The sequence below is a fragment of the Vibrio hannami genome (genome assembly GCF_029589055.1).
GTDB lineage: Bacteria > Pseudomonadota > Gammaproteobacteria > Enterobacterales > Vibrionaceae > Vibrio > Vibrio hannami.
Genome location: NZ_JARQZP010000007.1, coordinates 1,394,820 through 1,413,177, shown reverse-complemented (window position 1 = coordinate 1,413,177; position 18,358 = coordinate 1,394,820). Strand labels below are relative to the sequence as shown.

Below are 18,358 nucleotides of genomic sequence, written 5' to 3'. Positions count from 1 at the left end.
CGAAGATGCTTTCTATCGTTCCGCTAATGAACGGTGGTGGCCTGTTTGAAACCGGTGCTGGTGGTTCTGCTCCTAAGCACGTACAGCAGGTCGAGAAAGAGAACCACTTGCGTTGGGATCTCTAGGTGAGTTCCTAGCACTAGCGGCTTCTCTTGAGCACCTAAGTAACGTATCTGGCAATGCTAAAGCAAAAGTTCTTGCTGATGCGTTAGATAGTGCAACTGGTAAGTTCCCTGGACGAAAACAAGTCTCCATCACGTAAAGTGAATGAACTTGATAACCGTGGCAGTCACTTCTATCTGGCTACATGTGGGCTGAAGCGCTTGCAGCACAAACTGAAGACGCTGTTTTGGCTCAACAGTTTGCTCCAATCGCAGAGAAAATGGCCAGCAACGAAGAGGTTGTCGTTAAGGAGCTAAATGACGCTCAGGGAGTGAAAGGCGAGTTAGGTGGCTACTATGCGCCTGATGATGCTTTAACATCCGCACTAATGCGTCCAAGTGCCACGTTGAACGCCATAATCGATTTAGTGTAATTTGCTGACTTAGTGTAAGCCAAGACTAAATAAACAAAGAACCCGCAAATTGGCGGGTTCTTTCTTATCTGCGTTAAATTGTAATTATTGGTTGGCAGCGTTATTTGGCTGGTTGTCCTTCAACTGGCATCACAGAGCTTGCGTGATAACCTTTCGGACCTTGTTCAACTTCGTATGTTACCTGTTGGCCTGCTTTTAGTGTTCTATAACCATCCATTTGAATGGTTGAATAGTGAGCAAAAATATCGCCGTCTTCACCCTCTGGGCAGATAAAGCCAAAACCTTTAGCGTTGTTGAACCACTTAACTGTACCTGTAGCCATGCGTTACATCCTTCTGCATTTTAAACTGATGTTGTCATCGTCGATTTAGCTAACCGACCAACTGTTAGTGAATATAAATTCAGGCGCTGCCAAAATCTTAATCACTACAGCACACAATTTAACCAATAGATTTGAGCAGTCAATAGATCGGAAATCGAAAATTCAACATATTTCTAAAGAATTCAGTTTTGAGATTAACAAAATACTAACTTTGTGATCCATTGTGCAAACTTATGAAACATGACAGTAAAGTTAACGTTATGGTTAGCTTTTAAGCGTTTAGATGTAAAAAGCTAAGGATGGTAATCTTTGATTTGCAGGGATACAATTAGTGCATTAGTCTGTAAGTTAAAGAAAAGTTATTTTTAACTTGCAGAGAAATTGGATTCGTAAGTACTTGAGAAGAGTACAACAGATAACTTTTCAATTAGTTGAAGTAGAAATGAGTAAACCATACGAGTGGATAACACCAGACTCTGATCTGTTAGAGCTGGAAAGAACAAAGGTCAAACCGCCATCGATGTGATAACGTCGTACTTAACAATGATGACTATACACCAATGGATTTTGTAATTGATATTCTGGAACGTTTTTTCTCTATGGATCTCAGAGAAAGCAACTCAGATTATGTTGAAAGTTCACTATGAAGGAAAAGCGATTTGTGGAACTTATTCCGCGGAAATCGCTGAAACAAAAGTGATGCAGGTCACCACGTATTCAAGGGAAAACGAACACCCGTTGTTGTGTACGATGGAGCAAGCATAAACCTGAACATCACATTCGAAGCCGTTCATTGGGGAGGTATTTATGCTTAACAAAGAATTAGAGACGAGCTTGAATGGCGCATTTGCCAGAGCCCGTGATAAACGACACGAGTTTATGACGGTCGAGCACCTCTTACTAGCGCTTCTTGATAATCAGGCGGCTAGAGAAACCCTGAAGGCATGCAATGCAGATGTGGAAGTTTTGAAAGCGGAACTCGATACATTCATTGATCAGACCACACCGCTAATCCCTGAAAATGATGAGACAAGGGAAACCCAGCCAACACTCAGCTTCCAGAGAGTATTACAACGGGCAGTATTTCACGTTCAGTCTTCCGGACGGAATGAAGTATCTGGCGCCAATGTGCTGGTTGCTATTTTTAGTGAGCAGGAGTCTCACGCAGCTTATCTCCTTAAAAAGCACGATATTAGTCGTCTGGATATTGTTAACTATATCTCCCACGGTATAACCAAAGCTTCCAACAGTGATGAAGAAGATTCTTCATCAGATGTGTTTGGCAACAATGACAGTACACCTGAAGATGTTCCTGCAGAAGAGCGCCTTGAAAGCTTTGCCAGCAACCTGAATCAGGTAGCGAAGCAAGGGCATATCGACCCATTGATTGGTCGTGATAAGGAGCTGGAACGTACTATTCAGGTGTTGTGTCGTCGCAGAAAGAATAACCCTCTTTAGTTGGTGAAGCTGGTGTAGGTAAAACCGCGATTGCGGAAGGCCTTGCATGGCGAATTGTCGAAGGCCAGGTTCCAGAAGTGATTAAGAATAGCGTTATCTATTCGCTTGATATTGGTTCGCTCCTTGCGGGAACTAAGTACCGGGGTGACTTTGAGAAGCGCTTTAAAGCGATTCTGAAGCAGCTTGAGAAAGAAGACGACGCCATCCTGTTTATCGATGAGATTCACACTATCATCGGAGCGGGCGCGGCATCAGGTGGTCAGGTTGATGCTGCGAACCTGATTAAACCTCTGTTGAGTAGCGGTAAACTACGCTGTATCGGTTCTACTACCTATCAGGAGTACAGCAATATCTTTGAGAAGGAGAGGGCGCTTTCTCGTCGCTTCCAGAAGATTGATGTTGTAGAGCCATCTCTGGATGATACAACCAAGATCTTGATGGGCCTTAAGCTGAAGTATGAAGCTCACCATGAAGTGCGCTATACCAATAAAGCGCTTCGTGCGGCGGTAGAGCTTTCTGCTAAGTACATCAATGAAAGACACCTTCCTGATAAGGCGATCGATGTTATCGATGAAGCGGGTGCGAGAAGCCGATTAGCTCCGGCGAGTAAGCGTAAGAAGACGGTTGGTGTTGGTGATATCGAGGCGATGGTTGCTAAGATGGCTCGAATTCCTGAAAAGTCTGTCTCATCTTCTGATAAAGATGTGCTCAAGTCACTAGATGACAAGATGAAGATGCTGGTGTTTGGACAGGATGATGCCATTGATGCGCTGTCAGAAGCGATCAAGCTCACCCGTGCCGGCCTTGGTGAAGAGAATAAACCTGTAGGTTCCTTCCTGTTTGCTGGCCCAACAGGGGTTGGTAAAACAGAAGTGACGGTTCAGCTTGCGAAGCTGATGGGTATCGAGCTGCTTCGTTTTGATATGTCTGAATATGGCGAACGTCACTCAGTAAGCCGCCTGATTGGTGCGCCTCCGGGTTACGTTGGCTACGATCAGGGTGGCCTGTTAACCGATGCAGTTATCAAACATCCGCATGCAGTTGTTCTGTTGGATGAGATTGAGAAGGCGCATCCGGATATCTTTAACCTGCTTCTTCAGGTGATGGATAATGGTACGCTTACAGATAACAATGGTCGTAAAGCAGATTTCAGAAACGTAATTCTGGTAATGACGACCAACGCAGGTGTTGCTGAAACCGTTAAGAAATCGATTGGTCTGATTCAGCAAGATCACAGCCATGATGCGATGTCTGAAATCAAGAAGGTGTTTACACCGGAATTCCGAAACCGCCTGGATAATATCATCTGGTTCAATAGTCTGGATGAGCAGGTAATCCATCAGGTCGTTGACAAGTTTATTGTCGAGCTACAGGCTCAGTTGGATGCTCGTGGAGTATCTTTGGAAGTGTCAGAAGATGCACGCCACTGGTTGGCTAAGAAAGGCTATGACAGGTCAATGGGAGCGCGCCCAATGGGACGTGTGATTCAGGAGAGCCTGAAAAAGCCACTTGCGAATGAACTGTTGTTTGGTTCACTAGTGAATGGTGGTACCGTGAAGGTCGATCTTGGCAAAGATGAACTTGAGTTCCACTACCTGAACGAGGAAGAAGAGGCGGTTCATTAATACAGTTGGAAGCTAGAACTTTAGAAAGCAATAAAAAACGGAGCTTTTAGCTCCGTTTTTTTGTGTCCAGAAAATCTATTAAAGATTAACGAGCACGGAAGACGATGCGGCCTTTTGAAAGGTCGTATGGAGTCATCTCTACAGTTACTTTGTCACCAGTAAGGATACGGATGTAGTTTTTACGCATCTTGCCAGAGATGTGTGCTGTAACTACGTGGCCGTTTTCCAGCTCAACGCGGAACATTGTGTTTGGCAGAGTATCAAGGACAGTGCCTTGCATTTCAATTACGTCTTCTTTAGCCATTTAATCCTCTTTAGAAACTTGGCAATAGTTAACGGCTCAAAGGCCTTTAACGGGAATAAAATAAAAGTTGGGGCGTATTCTACCCTTGCCAACGGTGATTTACTAGCCTTTGATGACGATGAAAACGTACTTTGTAGTTCATAGCTGCACATTCGTCGATTTGGTAACCCAGATAAAGCCACTGTTTTCCCGTCTGCTCGCAGAGTGCTATTTGGTATAAAACACCAAGTGTACCAAGGGAAAGAGGGTGATTTGGATCGAAAAATGTGTAAAACGCGCTGGCACAATTATCCATCAAATCAGTGACAGCAATTAGTATGAGTTTATCCTCATCATAAACGTGCAAAAACTGGGTATTTAGCCATTCACAACTGGCAAACTGGAAAAACTCGGCTCTTTTCGGGGATACATGGAGCCATTACTATGCCTCTCAGTAATATAGAGGCTATAAAGCTCAAACCAGTTTTCGTCCATTTCGTTTTTCAGCTCCCACCTTAGATGGGAGGCTTTGTTAATCAGCCTTTTTTGACTTTTAGATAGTTCAATATCAGAAATCGATAAACGGATTGCTTGACATTTGTTACATGAAGGGCAATGCGGTGTATAAATTGTTCCGCCACTGCGTCTGAAACCATTAGCCAGTAGTAGTTCGTATCCCTGGTTGCAATGGATAGTCTGATCTAACGCGACTGCAACCCTCTCTTCTTCCCCTTCAAGGTAGTTACACGGATTAGTGGTCGACAGCCCAATTCTTATCTGCTGAGTTTCAGGAATCATGTTATTTCTCTTCGGTATCCGTTAGCCATTGGGTATTAAAACAATCGGGGCTTATACTTTTATTCTTTAGCTTTTCTAAGTGTACAAGATAATCCTGCCTTGAGATTTCAAATGCTCCTAACGATTCGGTATGTGGATTAAGTACCTGACAATCCAGAAGCTCGCCTCCACATGCAGTGAAATGCTCACAGAACTTCCATAGCGCAATCTTTGAAGCGTTACTCTTTTTGCTAAACATGGACTCACCGCAGAATATCCCGCCAACAGCAATACCGTACATGCCGCCTATAAGCTCGTCAGCGTCCCACACTTCAACGGAGTGACATTTTCCCAGTTCACTTAATACCTGATATGCAGCAAGCATATCAGCGCCTATCCAGGTTTCTTCTTCCGGCCTTAAGTCTGCACAAAGGCGAATCACTTCTTTAGTTGCTTTGTTAATACTCACCCGATAACCAAATTTTCGAAAATAGCGCTTCAGGCTTCGTGACGGTCTGAACTCTCTAGGCAAAAGGACGGCGCGAGGGGAAGGGCTCCACCATAAAATGGGTTCATGAGGGCTATACCAGGGGAAAATCCCCTGATTATAAGCTGCAACTAACCTTTCGGGCCTGAGATCTCCCCCCATTGCCAATAGACCGTTGGGGTCAGATAAGGCGTCATTCGCAGGTGGAAAAGCTAAGGAATACGAGTCGAGTTCGGGTAAATAGATAGTCATAGAAAAGCTGTAGCACTTGTGATCACTAGAGTATATACCAAAAGCAGCGGTGATAATTAAGGGAATTATGATTAGCACTAGCCTTAGCTACTATTTTTGGTTAGTCTGCGTGTACGAAGAATTAAAAGGCTCGCGTAACCAAACCTACCTAGCGGGCACCTCAAGGATCATAAGTTTTAAATGGAAAGCTTAACGTTGCAACCGATTCACCAGGTTAACGGTGAAATCAATCTTCCGGGCTCTAAAAGCGTATCTAACCGCGCCCTTTTACTTGCTGCTTTGGCGAAAGGGACGACTCGCCTGACCAACCTTCTTGATAGTGACGATATTCGTCATATGCTTAATGCTCTGACAAAACTGGGTGTTACGTATCAACTATCGGAAGACAAAACCGTATGTGAAGTAACCGGGCTGGGTAAGCCATTCGTTGCTTCTGAAGCTCTAGAATTGTTCCTGGGTAATGCGGGAACGGCAATGAGACCATTGGCGGCCGCGCTTTGTCTTGGCAAGGGTGAGTTTGTTCTTACTGGCGAACCTCGAATGAAGGAGCGCCCGATTGGTCACCTTGTTGATGCGCTTAAAGAAGCAGGCGCTGAAATCGAGTATCTGGAGAACGAAAACTACCCGCCTCTTAAGATTAAAGGCACTGGTCTTAAATCTGGGACTGTGTCGATTGATGGCTCTATTTCCAGCCAATTCCTGACTGCATTTTTGATGTCAGCGCCATTGGCTGAAGGTGAAGTGACAATCAAAATAGAAGGTGAGCTGGTATCTAAGCCATATATCGATATTACGCTACACATCATGAAGCAGTTTGGTGTAGAGGTAATTAATAACGACTACGCTGAGTTTGTTATCCCAACAGGCCAGAGCTATATTGCTCCGGGTGATTTCCTTGTTGAGGGAGACGCTTCTTCTGCGTCTTATTTCCTTGCCGCAGCTGCTATCAAAGGTGGTGAGATCAAGGTTACCGGTATTGGTAAAAACAGTATCCAGGGTGATATTCAGTTTGCTGATGCACTGGAAAAAATGGGTGCAGAAATAGAGTGGGGTGATGACTACGTGATCTCTCGCCGTGGCGAACTAAAAGCCATTGATATGGACTTCAATCATATCCCGGATGCCGCAATGACAATTGCAACTGCAGCATTGTTTGCCGAAGGCACAACTGCGATTCGCAACGTGTATAACTGGCGAGTAAAAGAGACTGACCGCCTAGCTGCGATGGCAACAGAATTGCGTAAAGTGGGTGCTGAAGTTGAAGAGGGTGAAGATTACATCATTGTAACTCCGGCTAAAGAGCTGAAGCACGCAGCGATTGATACATACGATGATCACCGTATGGCGATGTGTTTCTCGTTAGTTGCATTAAGCGATACACCAGTGACAATCAACGATCCTAAGTGTACGTCTAAAACCTTTCCGGATTACTTTGATAAGTTGAAAAGTTTGAGTAAGTAGTTGCTCCGTAATTTTTGTCCCCACGGTCCTTCGTGGGGATATAGCTCGCACTCGCTTCTTGTTCCCATGGTCTCCGTGGGAATACATACCAAGATCTAACGGACACTATTAGTATCATTATATGAGATTTTCTTTTTCTTTCAGTTAGATATGCGTTACCACGCAGAGCGTGGTAACGAGGTATGCTTAACTTTCTAAAGTAAACTCTTTTGAAAGGTGATGAGCCAGATACTTAAACATATTAAACACAGCGGTGGTTTTTGGTGTAGGCAGGCCGTTATCATCCAGGAAGTAGTTTCCTTTGAATACAAGAACATCGTCTTTTTCTTCTACCGTTTCCGCTCTCATTCCTTCTAAATAGTCGTCGTGTTCCTGAATAATTTGGTTTGCAATCAGAAGAAGTTCAAACTCTGAGATGGATTTCTTTTCGCTCATGTGTAGTACCTTCACTATGTTAATGCAGCACAGTTTATTCTCTGAAAGCGAATTTTCAACTTTTTATGTGATGTCTCAGAGCCCTTGTTTTGTGACCCGCACCAGAAATAACTATCGTATGATTATGAATTTATAACTTCGCGTGAATAATATGTCCCGCCAATATTTAACGCACAAAATAGCGGTGAGAAGTCAACCAATCAAAGCATAAATATAAAAAAACAGGTTGACCTAACATAAATCTCGCTCAATATTAAAAAAAGAAGCAATGTATCAAGGGTGGAGTGCAATACACCCATCGTAAGATTGAGGACACTTAAGTCAAATGGGTAAATCACTCGTTATAGTGGAGTCGCCAGCCAAGGCAAAAACCATAAACAAGTACCTTGGTAAAGACTACGTAGTTAAATCTAGTGTGGGTCACGTACGTGATCTTCCAACTGCGGGTCAAAGTAGTGGTCAGAAGGCTGCCGCGATTTCGACTAAAGGTATGAGTCCGGAAGAAAAGGCTCGTATCAAGAAAGAAAAAGAGAAAACTGCACTAATCAAAAAAATGGGTATCGACCCGTTTGACGGATGGGAAGCGAATTATCAGATCCTTCCTGGTAAAGAAAAAGTCGTTGCAGAACTCCAGAAACTGGCAAAAGACGCTGACAACGTTTATCTCGCGACCGATTTGGACCGCGAAGGGGAGGCTATCGCTTGGCACCTTCGTGAGATCATCGGTGGCGATGAAGAGCGATATAAGCGTGTTGTGTTTAACGAAATCACCAAAAACGCTATCCAGCAAGCTTTCCAGAAACCAGGTGAGCTGAATATGGATGGGGTTAATCGCCCAGCAAGCGCGTCGTTTTCTTGACCGTGTTGTAGGCTTTATGGTTTCGCCTCTGCTATGGAAAAAAGTGGCGCGTGGGCTGTCTGCGGGTCGTGTTCAGTCGGTAGCGGTTAAGCTACTGGTAGAGCGTGAGCGTGAGATCAATGCGTTTATTCCGGAAGAGTTCTGGGATATCCATGCGGATACCAAAACTCAGGATAAAACTGACTTCCGCCTGATGGTGGCACAAAAAGACGGCAGTGCTTTTAAACCAGTTAATGAAACTGAAACTAAAGCAGCGATGTCTGTGCTGGAAAACGCACAGTATGAAGTTTGTAAGCGCGAAGACCGCCCAACAAGCAGCAAGCCTTCTGCTCCATATATCACGTCTACACTGCAGCAAGCGGCGAGTACTCGCCTTGGCTTTGGTGTTAAAAAGACAATGATGCTGGCCCAGCGTTTGTATGAAGCGGGTTACATCACCTATATGCGTACCGACTCCACCAACTTGAGTGCAGAAGCGGTAGACGCTGTACGTGGTTACATCACTTCTGAGTTTGGCGACAAGTATCTGCCAGCTAAGCCTAACCTGTACGGCAGCAAAGCGGGCGCACAAGAGGCTCACGAAGCGATTCGTCCTTCTAGTGTCGATGTGCTGGCTGATGACCTTCAGGGCATGGATAGCGACGCTCACAGGCTTTATGCGCTAATCTGGAACCAGTTTGTTGCGTGTCAGATGACGCCAGCAAAATACGACTCAACAACGGTGAGCGTAAAAGCAGCGGAATACACCCTAAAAGCTAAGGGTCGTATCCTTAAGTTTGATGGTTGGACAAGAGTTCAGCGTCCGGTAGGCAAGAACGAAGATCAAATCCTTCCTGCGGTTCAGGTTGGCGATAAACTTGATCTACAAGCGCTTGACCCTAAACAACACTTTACTAAGCCACCTGCACGCTTTACTGAAGCAGCATTGGTTAAAGAGTTAGAGAAGCGTGGTATTGGTCGCCCATCGACTTACGCATCTATCATTTCTACCATTCAGGATCGCGGTTATGTAAAAGTTGACCAGCGCCGTTTCTACGCGGAAAAGATGGGCGAAATTGTTACCGACCGTCTGGACGACAGCTTTAACGACCTGATGGACTACGACTTCACCGCTCGTATGGAGCAGAAGCTAGACCAAATCGCCGAAGGTGATGCGGGTTGGAAGGCGGTATTGGATGATTTCTTCACGGACTTTACTGGTGACCTTGATAAAGCGGAACTCGGCGAAGATGAAGGCGGCATGAAGCCGAACCATATCGTTGAGACCGATATTGAGTGTCCGACTTGTGGCCGCCCAATGGGTATCCGTACAGCATCGACAGGGGTGTTCCTGGGCTGTTCTGGTTATGCGCTGCCACCTAAAGAGCGTTGTAAGACAACGATCAACCTGGGTGATGAAGAAGGCATCATCAACGTTCTGGAAGAAGACGTTGAAACTGCTGCACTTCGTGCGAAGAAACGCTGCCCTATCTGTGAAACAGCAATGGATGCGTACCTGATCGATGATAAGCGCAAGCTTCACGTGTGTGGTAACAACCCTAACTGTGAAGGCTATGTTGTCGAACACGGTGAGTTCAAGGTTAAAGGCTACGACGGCCCGGTTGTCGAGTGTGACAAGTGTGGCTCAGATATGGTGCTTAAGAATGGTCGATTTGGTAAGTATATGGACTGCACCAGCGAGACCTGTAAGAACACCCGTAAGATTCTGAAAAACGGTGAAGTGGCTCCGCCGAAGGAAGATCCTGTTCATCTGCCAGAGTTGCCGTGTGATAACTCGGATGCTTACTTTGTTCTGCGTGATGGTGCATCAGGCTTGTTCCTGGCTGCGAGTACTTTCCCTAAATCTCGTGAAACCAGAGCGCCGCTTGTTTCTGAACTGGTAAGGTTTAAAGACCGTATTTCTCCGAAGTTCTACTACCTGACGGAAGCACCGACAGAAGATCCTGATGGACGTCCGACTGTTGTGCGCTTTAGCCGTAAGGCGAAGGAAAACTACGTTCGTACAGAAATTGATGGTAAACCATCTGGCTGGACTGGTTTATACGTTGACGGTAAATGGGAAATTACCGATAAGCGCAAGAAGCCAAAAGCTAAATAGTTAACCCAACTATGAGAAAACGGGCAGCAATTAAGCTGCCCGTTTGTATTTGGGACTACTTGGTGAGATCAATGAGTAAAGTTTTACTATATTTGTGATAAGCTCATACTCATTTTAAAAAACGTAATCATTGAACAACGGGAAAAATGTCGGAATCTTTGCTTTTTCACAAAACCTATCTGCACCCTACCAGTAATGAGTGGGTAGTTTTTGTGCATGGTGCCGGAGGAAGTTCTTCCATCTGGTTTAAGCAAATCAAGGCTTATAGGCAACACTTTAATCTGCTTTTGGTTGACCTGCGTGGTCATGGGCGTTCTTCAGAATTCATTAAGGATATTATTTCCAGTCGATATACCTTTAAAGAGGTGACACTGGATGTGCTTAAGGTGCTTGACCACCTGAAGATCAGTTCGGCTCACTTTGTCGGCATGTCTCTGGGAACCATTATTGTTAGAAATATCGCTGAGCTGGCTACGAGCAGAGTGAGTTCAATGGTGCTGGGAGGCGCGGTAACACGCCTTAATACACGCTCACAGGTTCTGGTTCAGCTCGGGAACTTCAGTAAGCATGTTGTTCCTTATATGTGGCTATATCGCCTTTTTGCATACATTGTCATGCCTCAGAGAAATCAGAAAGAGTCGCGGCACCTTTTTGTAAGGGAAGCCCGGAAGCTTTGTCAGAAAGAGTTCAAGCGCTGGTTTATTCTTGCTGCGGAAGTAAATCCTTTAATGAGATACTTCAAAGACAGGGAGTTGCCTATCCCGACTCTGTATTTGATGGGCGAGAAAGATTATATGTTTATTCAGCCGGTTAAAGAGATGATTAAAGCTCACCACCAGAGTTACCTTTTCGAGATCCCTGACTGCGGACACGTTTGCAATGTAGAACGGCCTGATGAATTCAATCAGAAATCGATTGAATTCATCAAAAACGTAAGTCTAGTTTAGGGCTAGAAGGCGTTAATCAGACACGGTTTCCGGGGCTTCCTGACCACATTGCCAGCAAGCTCCGAATTGTCCTTCGTTTTCTTCCCACACTTAACACAATCCCAGTTTGATAGTGAATCTGATGATTGTTGCCTAAAAGATTCAATAAGGCTCAGAGCTTCATCCATTTTCGATGTGTCACAGAGCCATACGTAAGGGTCTGTGTCATCAGTTAGGGGTAACTCGCCCTTTAGTCCGAAAATGCCGTCTCCGCGAACCTCAGAGAAGATATCTTCGCTGTTGAGAAGCTCACATACGATATGAGCTTCGGTAGGGTTCTTAGCACTGTATATTTTCATGGTGTGTTAACTATTTTGAGGTTCTTTTACGGGTTTGACTTTTCCCATAATCCACTTTGCAACAATAGGGAATAAACCGAGTAAAGCAAATGACAGTAATACATTAGGAGACACAATTCCGGACAAGCTGTCTATCGTGGCCAACTGTGTACCGGCATTCAGATATACCATGGTTCCTGGCAGCATACCTAACTGGCTGACCAGATAAAATCTTACCGTTGAAATTGGCGTTAGTCCCATTAACAGATTAATCAGGAAAAACGGGAATACAGGAATCAGTCTAAGCGAGAAAAGATAAAATGCTCCGTCTTTTTGTACGCCCTGGTTAATAGCGTTCAGCTTAGAGCCAAACTTACTTTGCACCCAGTCCCTTAGCAGGTAACGGCTACTCAGGAAGGCCAAAGTTGCACCAATGGTGCTGGCGAATGATACTAACAACAGGCTCAGTGAAAAGCCAAAAAGGGCAGCACCAAGCAAGGTAACAACCGCTGCACCGGGTATAGAGAATGCCGTAACCAGCACGTAAGCAAAGAAGTAGATGAGCGCAGATACTAGCTTGTTGTCGTTAATCGTGCTGGTTAACGCTGCTTGTTGAGCTTTGGCGTTCTCAAGAGTCAGATACTGTCCGAATTGAGTTGCAAGTAATACGATTGTCGCAACAAGCAGAATTCCGATAATCAGCTTTTTATTCATAGTTAAAACCTGTTAGTGATGTAGCTTAAGTATACTCAAGATGCATTTTGAGGTCTCGATTATATATGACAGGGGAATAACGAATTTAATTTCAATAAACACAGGTTTTTTAATAGAAGTGTTCAGATAGCAAAAAGCCGCTGAATAAAATCAGCGGCTTTGGGATAATAATACGGTTATTAGATCGAGTAGATTAGTCCAGTCGCTTGATCAGTTCATCCCTTCGCTCTTTAGAGATAACAGACCAATGTGTTCCGTTTAAAGCGCCTTCCAGAGCCCAGAGTAGCTCCAGGCTAACGCCTGAGTTAGTCTGTTTTATCGCCTTATAGGCACCCACAGAACCTGCTTGTTTTAACTCTGCTACAGAGGCGATACCTGCTTTCTTTAGCATTCGCTCTGTGCCTAGTCTTAGATTCGGCAAGTCTTTCAGGCGGGTCGGTTTTTCCTCTGCCTGAGAGGCCTTCTCTTGTTTGGCAAGGTTGAGTGCATTTTCAGCAAGCTTAAGGATGTTATCTGTGTTTTCCCAAATATTTTCAGGTAAAGCGTAGTATTTGGTTACAACAGGAAAACCACGTTTTTTATAAACATATGGTTCATAACCTGCAGATTTAAACTCTTCGATTGTTGAGTCGCTAGAACGAATATGAAGAGCATCGTTTACGACGAGAGCAAACATCGCTTCGTCAACGAAGATTCCGAAACCACCGAACATCGAACGCGATTTGACCTGGCCAAATGTTTCGAATAGCTTCAGTGAGTCTTTAAGTATTGGTTTATCCATTGCGTTTGTCTCGGGTTAAAAAATTGCTTCAACCAATTTGATACCGAGAAATTAGCAAATCTGTGTGATCTGTTGTCAGAAAATCGTAAAGTATAGGCCTTACGTTGCTAATTTGTTTTCGGCAACCCCGCTACCTTTCCTGTCGGTTAAGGCCGGTGGCTTTGCGTCCCATCCTTTCGAATGGTTTGCCCTGGTCATGACGTCATAAATATAGGCAATGTTTGGACAAAGATCACGTATTAAATCAACTAGCGTGATCGTTGTCACAAACCATATACCGTATGATATACAAGTGATTGAGCGCATCTCCCCTGAAAAACAGGAGTGAAGAAGCAATAATTATAGTCTTTGGGACTAGTTTAGCTTTTTTACGCTCTTTCGGGAGATGATTTCAGGGTGCATCTCAAAAACGCGACGGTCATGTTCTTTGTTTTTAATGCGTGCGAGTAAAATCTCGAAGGCATTTTTTCCAACACGTCGCTTAGGCTGGTGCACTGTTGTCAGAGGTGGAGAGAAATATCCCGCAAGATCGATATTGTCGTAACCAATTACAGAAATATCCTCTGGGATACGCATCCCTTTTTCCTGAAGTCGGCTCATTAGGCCTAATGCCATGATGTCATTAAAGCAGAATACCGCAGTTGGTTTTTCGTCTAGGGCCAGGATTTTATCTGCGGCTTCTACCGCCATATCACACTCAAAGTTACCTTCGATAATGTTGTTAGGATTGAACTCGATATCGAATTCTTTCAACGCCCTTTTATGACCTTCAATACGTTCGATACACAGGGTTTTATCAAGGTGACCAGACAGGCAGAAAATATTTTTATGGCCATGCTCCAACAGATACTTGGTTGCCAGATATCCGCCTTCTTCGGAGTTATCTATGATTTTATCTGACTGGTTTACGCTGCTGTCGCCCCAATCCATTATCACTTTTGGTATATCAGCGTGGCCTTCAAGCATTTCCTGTAGCTCGGAAGTGAGATCTGAACAAAGAACAAAAATGCCGTCCACGCGTTTTTCAGCAAGAAATCGCACGTAGTCGCGCTGTTTCTCATAAATGCCGCCTGTATTACATAAAATTAGCGTGTAACCCTGTCTGTAACAGTAGCTTTCAAAACCATCTATGACTTCGGCAAGGAATGGGTTGGTTGATTGTGTCACCAACATGCCTACTGTCTTAGTTGTATTGCATTTCAGGCTTCGTGCTACCGCACTAGGTGCGTAGTTCAGCTCCTTTACCGCTTCCATCACTTTTTCCTGAGTAGCTTCTGCAACGAAACGAGTTTTGTTAATAACGTGAGAAACGGTAGTAGTAGACACACCCGCTAAACGTGCGACATCTTTAATAGTGGCCATATATTTTTTGTCCTATCTGTACTGCATCTAAACGCCTGTATCTGTCTACAAGTTTATCAGCAGTTTCTCTGTTTGCGTAAAAACACAAAAAACCGCTTATAAAAGCGGTTTGCAGAAATAGTTATATTTTATCGATTGCGGACTGATTTTAGACGCAAATGCAAGCGGTGACAACGCAATTGATAGGGGCGTTGTCACATTTATTGCTTGGCAGGTAAGTGAATATGTTATTCGCCGCCTAAATAGGCACAGTCTAATTGGCAGAAATCGACTAGCAGAGATGCAACACCTGCGTAAAAGCCAAACTCATCGTGTTGAACGCATTTTTCTTTAAACTGTGGGAACCAACTCAATAGGTACTTTTCGATAAAGGCTTTCTGGTCTAATAGTGCATCGTTGATATGTTCTAGCTTCTCTAGCTCGTTGGAGCGAATAATCATATTGCCAAGAAAATCGAGTTCCAAAGCGATATGGTCAGCCGGCTCATTAAGGCCTTCTTTTATCGCGATGCCTTTTTCCTCCATCAGCGCAGCCATTTCCTGAGCGGGTTTATCGTTAAGTAAACCAGATTCACCAATGTACATAGAAGCATAAGGCAGTGCGGCATTTTTATCTGACGTCAGGAATAGTTCACAGAAATCGGCTGCCAGCTCTAACTGAGCGTCTTCACGGGTCTGCAGTCTATTCAGAGCATCAACAACCTTGTCTACTGAGCCTTTCAGCTCTGCATTTTCGCTCAAGCCAGTAAGAAACGATCGGATATCCGGGGTTTGATAAGCTTCTAGCTCCTGTTCTGTTAATTCTTTAGCGAATAGACTCGAAAGCCACCAGTATATTTCTGCACGCTTTTCATTGAATGCTTTTGTTTCTTCCATTGTTGGATTCCTAAGGCAATTTGTTTGTTATAAGTGTAAACAATAAATATTAATAAAACTAACTATTGAAATGAAAAAATATGACAGAATATTTTTAAAAATTAATGCAATGTCAGAGATTTGCGTTGTGTCAATAAACACGGATGTTTTAGGCAAATTACCTATATTTAGCTAGAATTGTGAAGAGTTATGAATAAAATACGGCCGAAATATTGATAAGATTATTGATCGCTGTTGCCGATAAATAAGAAGTGGTGAACATGAACAGTCACGTATTAGTTGTTGAAGATGATGTCGTTACCAGAAGTAAGCTAGTCGGTTACTTTCAAAGTGAAGGTTATATGGTGAGCGAAGCAGAAAGTGGCGAACAGATGAAAGAGATCTTATCTGAAGAGAACATCGATCTGGTGATGTTGGATATTAATCTACCGGGGGAAGATGGCTTGATGCTAACACGGGAACTTCGTGGTCAGTCAGATATCGGTATTATCCTGGTAACAGGCAGAACCGACAGCATAGATAAGATTGTTGGCCTGGAAATGGGGGCTGACGACTACGTGACTAAGCCGTTTGAGCTTCGGGAGCTTCTTGTCCGAGTGAAAAACTTACTATGGCGTATTTCTCTCGTTAGGAATAACTCAGCAAATAACCAGGCAGAAGAAGAGAAAGGTAACATAATCTATTTTGGTGACTGGACATTTGATATTCAGAGAAGGGCTTTAAGTCGCGATGGTGTTCCGGTTAAATTAACCAAAGCTGAGTATGAACTGCTGGTGGCTCTATCTTCTTATCCAAATATTGTTCTAAGCCGAGAACGAATAATTAATATGATAAGTCATCGTGTTGATGCGCCAAACGACAGAACAATTGATGTACTGATTCGACGTATGCGGGCAAAAATGGAGTATGACCCCAAAAATCCTCAGATATTTGTCACCGTTCATGGTGAAGGTTATATGTTTGCCGGGGATTAATTGGTTTCCTGAGTAAGAAAAGTGTCCAAATTAATTAAGGTCGGCTAGTGCCGACCTTAATTATTTAGTGTTTAGTTTTTATCTCCAAAAACCTGAGTTTCCAGATCTTCGGTAGATATTAAGTTATCCCTCAAGTCAGCCCAGATTATTCCCAGTTTCTCATGCCAATACCTTTCACTTTGTTCAAGGTACCTTGCACTTGGCGTGTATTTTGTCCAGGCCTGATGGATCTCTGTTTGCGCCAGATAGTTGGTTGGAGCCGGAATTGGGTTCATGCCTGCTGCATGGAACTCGGCTAACGCTCGGGTCATATGGCTGGCCGAGGTAACAAGAACCAGGCTATTTTGTTTTACAAACGCAGCCGCTTGTCGGGCTTCTTCCCAGGTATCCTTGGCGGTTTCCAGTAATACGATATCCGTTTTGGTAACGCCGAGAGCTAACGCGACTCTTGCTAACATTTTAGCGTGGCTCATTTCTGCACCAGCTGCATAACCGGATAAAATAAGCTTAGCTCCGGGGTACATACGCTGGATACGAATCCCTTCAATTAAACGCATAAGTGCGGTTCTGCTCAGTTCAGATGTCGGTGGAATTTCATGATCCACTACATGACCACTACCCAGCACCATCACATAGTCGACAGCTTTCTCCTGTGGCAGAAAACCGATATGCTCCCTTTCCATGGGCATTAATAGCTTGGTTGAAACGGGTTGGAAAGAGACGAGGAAAATACCGGTTAACGAGATAAATACAAACAAGACTCCAAACCGATGACGGGTGGAGAACATGATTAGTGCAAGGCCTATAAATCCGATAATTAATAGCGCGGGTAAGGGCATTGCCAGAGACGATAGTACTTTTTTCAGCTCAAACATTATTAAATAGTCCGAAAAATCATCACTTAACTGTAAAAATACAGCATAACGCTTTATTCCTGATATTCCTATGACAGAATATGCGGCACGATAGAACATGATAACCTAGAAAGCCGTGACTGAAGATCGTAATTTCGACGACATCGCACACAAATTCGCAAAAAATATCTATGGCTCAGACAAAGGAGCTATACGTCAGACCATTGTGTGGGAAGACCTGACAGAGGCACTTAAGTCTCTTAACGCTGATGAAAACAAACTTCATATCTTGGATGCCGGAGGTGGTTTGGCGCAAATGTCTCAGAGAATTGCTGAGAGTGGTCATCACGTATCTTTATGTGATATTTCCTCTGAGATGTTGCAATTAGCCAGAGAAGACATCGAAAAGCACGGTCTCACCTCTTCATTCGATTTTATCCATTCTCCGGTGCAGGCCATAGAAAAACACCTAAATGGTAAAACTGACATGGTGTTGTTCCATGCTGTCATGGAGTGGTTGGCTGATCCAAAGTCAGCTTTAGATGTCGTTTTGAATCAGGTTAAAACAGGCGGTATTGCCTCGGTTATGTTTTATAACCATCACGGACTGGTTCTTAAAAATGTGATTTGCGGGAATATACCCCATGTTCTGGATGGAATGCCGCACCGAAAAAGGTTTAAGCTTCAGCCTCAAAAGGGCTTAAAGCCAGAAGAGGTTTATCGCTGGATTGAAGAGGCGGGTTTTGAAATTTGTGGAAAGTCGGGCATTCGTTCATTTCATGACTATATTGGCAATATGCAATACATGGGTGACTACGAACCTGAAGATGTGTTGGAGCTGGAAAAAGGCTCTGCCGACAGGAACCGTACTTGTCCCTCGGGCGTTACATACATGTATGGGCTCGAAAGACCGTGTAGTCACGGCAAAAAGATATAACAGGA

General features: G+C 44.0%; 13 protein-coding genes, 7 pseudogenes and 1 riboswitch. Of the genes and pseudogenes, 9 read left to right on the top strand and 11 right to left on the bottom strand.

The window, feature by feature from the left end; all coding sequences use genetic code 11:
* The first annotated feature begins 5 nt into the window (after positions 1-5).
* Together P7F88_RS26515 and P7F88_RS26510 are read left to right on the top strand one after the other, a co-directional pair.
* A pseudogene (locus P7F88_RS26515) lies at positions 6-262 on the top strand (NADP-dependent isocitrate dehydrogenase).
* Positions 216-535: pseudogene (locus P7F88_RS26510) on the top strand (NADP-dependent isocitrate dehydrogenase). Before P7F88_RS26515 ends, P7F88_RS26510 begins: the two co-directional pseudogenes overlap by 47 nt.
* A 100-nt stretch (positions 536-635) precedes the next feature.
* Here P7F88_RS26510 and cspD read toward each other — a convergent pair.
* The gene (gene cspD / locus P7F88_RS20875; protein ID WP_277827903.1) at positions 636-857 is read right to left on the bottom strand and encodes a cold shock domain-containing protein CspD; all 222 of its coding nucleotides are present in this window, start codon (positions 855-857) and stop codon (positions 636-638) included.
* Positions 858-1,299: 442 nt separating this feature from the next.
* Between cspD and clpS the strand changes: the two are divergent.
* Positions 1,300-1,622, top strand: a pseudogene (gene clpS, locus P7F88_RS20870) (ATP-dependent Clp protease adapter ClpS).
* A 42-nt stretch (positions 1,623-1,664) separates the two neighbouring features.
* A pseudogene (gene clpA / locus P7F88_RS20865) lies at positions 1,665-3,940 on the top strand (ATP-dependent Clp protease ATP-binding subunit ClpA).
* Between the two features lie 85 nt (positions 3,941-4,025).
* On the opposite strand, the gene infA reads toward clpA, so the two are convergent.
* The 3 genes and pseudogenes from infA to aat form a co-directional block, all read right to left on the bottom strand.
* A complete protein-coding gene (infA, locus tag P7F88_RS20860) occupies positions 4,026-4,244 on the bottom strand; it encodes a translation initiation factor IF-1 (RefSeq protein WP_001040192.1) in 219 nt (72 codons plus the stop codon).
* Between the two features lie 79 nt (positions 4,245-4,323).
* Positions 4,324-5,021 (bottom strand): annotated as a pseudogene (locus P7F88_RS20855) (arginyltransferase).
* 1 nt (position 5,022) lies between these two features.
* Positions 5,023-5,739 (bottom strand): leucyl/phenylalanyl-tRNA--protein transferase, encoded by a 717-nt coding sequence (aat, locus tag P7F88_RS20850; protein WP_277827901.1) that lies wholly within the window; start codon positions 5,737-5,739, stop codon positions 5,023-5,025.
* Between the two features lie 180 nt (positions 5,740-5,919).
* Here aat and aroA point away from each other — a divergent pair, with 180 nt between their 5' ends.
* Complete coding sequence (aroA, locus tag P7F88_RS20845; RefSeq protein ID WP_277827900.1) at positions 5,920-7,200, top strand: 3-phosphoshikimate 1-carboxyvinyltransferase; 1,281 nt, start codon at positions 5,920-5,922, stop codon at positions 7,198-7,200.
* Between the two features lie 186 nt (positions 7,201-7,386).
* Here aroA and P7F88_RS20840 read toward each other — a convergent pair whose 3' ends face one another.
* The gene (locus P7F88_RS20840) at positions 7,387-7,635 is read right to left on the bottom strand and encodes a YciN family protein (RefSeq protein WP_277827898.1); all 249 of its coding nucleotides are present in this window, start codon (positions 7,633-7,635) and stop codon (positions 7,387-7,389) included.
* Positions 7,636-7,960: 325 nt separating this feature from the next.
* Between P7F88_RS20840 and topA the strand changes: the two are divergent.
* Positions 7,961-10,592, top strand: a pseudogene (gene topA / locus P7F88_RS20835) (type I DNA topoisomerase).
* A gap of 146 nt (positions 10,593-10,738) precedes the next feature.
* A complete protein-coding gene (locus P7F88_RS20830) occupies positions 10,739-11,539 on the top strand; it encodes an alpha/beta fold hydrolase (RefSeq protein WP_277827896.1) in 801 nt (266 codons plus the stop codon).
* Positions 11,540-11,541: 2 nt separating this feature from the next.
* On the opposite strand, the gene P7F88_RS20825 is transcribed toward P7F88_RS20830, so the two are convergent.
* From P7F88_RS20825 to torD, 5 genes are all read right to left on the bottom strand, one after another.
* On the bottom strand, positions 11,542-11,877 hold the full coding sequence (locus P7F88_RS20825) for a putative signal transducing protein (RefSeq protein WP_422128336.1): 336 nt from the start codon (positions 11,875-11,877) through the stop codon (positions 11,542-11,544).
* A gap of 6 nt (positions 11,878-11,883) precedes the next feature.
* Positions 11,884-12,570 carry a TVP38/TMEM64 family protein gene (locus P7F88_RS20820; protein WP_277827894.1) on the bottom strand — a complete coding sequence of 229 codons (687 nt, stop codon included), beginning with the start codon at positions 12,568-12,570 and terminating at the stop codon, positions 11,884-11,886.
* A 193-nt stretch (positions 12,571-12,763) separates the two neighbouring features.
* Positions 12,764-13,351: a TfoX/Sxy family DNA transformation protein gene (locus P7F88_RS20815; protein WP_277827892.1), complete on the bottom strand. Its 588-nt coding sequence runs from the start codon at positions 13,349-13,351 to the stop codon at positions 12,764-12,766.
* A 117-nt stretch (positions 13,352-13,468) separates the two neighbouring features.
* Positions 13,469-13,551: riboswitch (cyclic di-GMP riboswitch) on the bottom strand.
* 154 nt (positions 13,552-13,705) lie between these two features.
* On the bottom strand, positions 13,706-14,713 hold the full coding sequence (gene purR, locus P7F88_RS20810; protein WP_277827890.1) for an HTH-type transcriptional repressor PurR: 1,008 nt from the start codon (positions 14,711-14,713) through the stop codon (positions 13,706-13,708).
* 227 nt (positions 14,714-14,940) lie between these two features.
* Positions 14,941-15,588: a molecular chaperone TorD gene (gene torD / locus P7F88_RS20805; RefSeq protein ID WP_277827888.1), complete on the bottom strand. Its 648-nt coding sequence runs from the start codon at positions 15,586-15,588 to the stop codon at positions 14,941-14,943.
* A 260-nt stretch (positions 15,589-15,848) separates the two neighbouring features.
* Here torD and torR point away from each other — a divergent pair, with 260 nt between their 5' ends.
* Positions 15,849-16,562: a two-component system response regulator TorR gene (gene torR, locus P7F88_RS20800; RefSeq protein ID WP_277827886.1), complete on the top strand. Its 714-nt coding sequence runs from the start codon at positions 15,849-15,851 to the stop codon at positions 16,560-16,562.
* A 71-nt stretch (positions 16,563-16,633) separates the two neighbouring features.
* On the opposite strand, the gene elyC is transcribed toward torR, so the two are convergent.
* Positions 16,634-17,536, bottom strand: coding sequence for an envelope biogenesis factor ElyC (gene elyC / locus P7F88_RS20795; RefSeq protein ID WP_277827884.1), 903 nt, complete (start codon positions 17,534-17,536; stop codon positions 16,634-16,636).
* A 16-nt stretch (positions 17,537-17,552) separates the two neighbouring features.
* Here elyC and cmoM point away from each other — a divergent pair.
* A pseudogene (gene cmoM, locus P7F88_RS20790) lies at positions 17,553-18,334 on the top strand (tRNA uridine 5-oxyacetic acid(34) methyltransferase CmoM).
* Positions 18,335-18,358 lie beyond the last annotated feature (24 nt).